Consider the following 1,734-nt stretch of genomic DNA (forward strand, 5'->3'; position numbering starts at 1 on the left):
AAATCAAAATCTTCAAACTCCGTATCACAAAAATTACAAGCAAGATTACATCCTCCAAGCCTAATAAAGATCGCAGGACAACCTACAAAAATGCCCTCCCCTTGTATAGTCTTAAAAATAGACTGTACCTCTAACTGAGTACCGTCACCGTTTAATATGCTTCTTTTAGGATTTTGTCCAAACATTTTTAAATTATTATCGATTGATTAAAGACATTATAGTACATTTTTATAAAAAAATCTTGCAATAACTAAATAAAAAAACTATTATTTAAGTTTCATCGGTAATATGGCTTTGGTATGCCTAATGTTTTTACCGTTTAAACCTAGAAATACCAATTATAAGGAACAATATGCCTAAATTAAAAACAAAATCTGCCGTAAAAAAACGTTTTAAACTTACTGCTAGCGGCAAGGTTATTGCATCTCAAGCAGGTAAAAAACATTTTATGCGTCGTCGTACTAAAGCTCAAATTCGTAACCTTAGAGGAACTACAATGCTTTGTCCTCAAGACGGATATAATATTAAAAAATATTTTTTACCGTACGGTATAAATTAATTAACTAGGAGCTAAAGCAATGACACGTGCAAAATCAGGAAAAATTTCCAAAAATCGACATAAAAAAATCCTTAAATTAGCCAAAGGCTATAGAGGTAGAGCAAATAGCTGTTTTAGAGTAGCTATTGAAAAAGTAGAAAAAGCCCTCCAATATGCTTATAGAGATCGTAGAAACCGTAAACGTGATTTTAGAGGCTTATGGATTCAAAGAATAAATGCAGCAGTAAGAGAACATGGGCTTGTTTACTCTCAATTTATGGGAGCTCTTAAAAAAACAGAAATCGATATAGATCGTAAAGTACTTGCAGAACTTGCCGTCAATAACAGTGACGGATTCGTAAGTATCGTAGAAAAAGCAAAAGCACATATTTAAGTATTTAATGTCATCCCGTGGTCAAGCCATGGGATGACATATTTATAATAATTAATTTTTATTTTCGTTCGGTATAAATATTATGAAACGTACATTTCAACCTAGTAATTTAGTTAGAAAAAGAAGACATGGTTTTAGATCTAGAATGGCTACTCCAACCGGAAGAGCAATCTTAAGAAAACGTCGTGCTAAAGGTAGACATAAATTATCTGCTTAAAATAATCTGACTTATCAAAGTGTCTATTACCTCTTTAAAAAATCAAAAAGAATTTGAGCTTATAAATAAGCTTGGGAAGAAGCTCCATGAGAGATATTGTATTTTGGTAATCGCCACAAAACTTCCAAAAATCTTCCTTGAATCAAAATATAACACCTTTTTAGGAATCAAAGTTAGCAGAAAGCTAAATAAAAAAGCTGTAGTTCGCAACAAAATTAAAAGGCGTATACGACATCTAATTAGAATTATTGTTAGTGATTCTAGCTTTAAGGCTATAAAATTTGCAATGATTATTATTCCGAGAAAAGGATTTGAAGAGATAAACTTCTCAAATCAAAATCTTCAAACTCCGTATCACAAAAATTACAAGCAAGATTACATCCTCCAAGCCTAATAAAGATCGCAGGACAACCTACAAAAATGCCCTCCCCTTGTATAGTCTTAAAAATAGACTGTACCTCTAACTGAGTACCGTCACCGTTTAATATGCTTCTTTTAGGATTTTGTCCAAACATTTTTAAATTATTATCGATTGATTAAAGACATTATAGTACATTTTTATAAAAAAATCTTGCAATAACTAAA

4 protein-coding genes and 2 pseudogenes are annotated in these 1,734 nt (G+C 31.4%); 4 read left to right on the forward strand and 2 right to left on the reverse strand.

Annotation, left to right across the window (positions count from 1 at the left end; translation table 11 throughout):
- Positions 1 to 185 (reverse strand): annotated as a pseudogene (locus tag O6R16_RS07755) (7-carboxy-7-deazaguanine synthase QueE); the annotation flags it as partial.
- Between the two features lie 167 nt (positions 186 to 352).
- On the opposite strand from O6R16_RS07755, the gene rpmI reads away from it, so the two are divergent.
- From rpmI to rnpA, 4 genes are all read left to right on the forward strand, one after another.
- Positions 353 to 559, forward strand: a complete 207-nt coding sequence (gene rpmI / locus O6R16_RS07760) for a 50S ribosomal protein L35 (protein WP_499680685.1) — start codon at positions 353 to 355, stop codon at positions 557 to 559.
- A 19-nt stretch (positions 560 to 578) separates the two neighbouring features.
- Positions 579 to 932 (forward strand): 50S ribosomal protein L20, encoded by a 354-nt coding sequence (gene rplT, locus O6R16_RS07765; RefSeq protein WP_004997919.1) that lies wholly within the window; start codon positions 579 to 581, stop codon positions 930 to 932.
- Between the two features lie 82 nt (positions 933 to 1,014).
- Positions 1,015 to 1,149: a 50S ribosomal protein L34 gene (rpmH, locus tag O6R16_RS07770; protein ID WP_011270688.1), complete on the forward strand. Its 135-nt coding sequence runs from the start codon at positions 1,015 to 1,017 to the stop codon at positions 1,147 to 1,149.
- Positions 1,150 to 1,168: 19 nt separating this feature from the next.
- Positions 1,169 to 1,543, forward strand: a complete 375-nt coding sequence (gene rnpA, locus O6R16_RS07775) for a ribonuclease P protein component (protein ID WP_499680686.1) — start codon at positions 1,169 to 1,171, stop codon at positions 1,541 to 1,543.
- Here the strand turns inward: rnpA and O6R16_RS07780 are convergent.
- Positions 1,479 to 1,664 (reverse strand): annotated as a pseudogene (locus tag O6R16_RS07780) (7-carboxy-7-deazaguanine synthase QueE); the annotation flags it as partial. The gene rnpA and the pseudogene O6R16_RS07780 overlap by 65 nt on opposite strands.
- Between the last annotated feature and the right edge of the window lie 70 nt (positions 1,665 to 1,734).

The sequence above is a fragment of the Candidatus Rickettsia tasmaniensis genome (assembly GCF_036857515.1).
GTDB classification, from domain to species: Bacteria; Pseudomonadota; Alphaproteobacteria; order Rickettsiales; family Rickettsiaceae; genus Rickettsia; species Rickettsia rickettsii.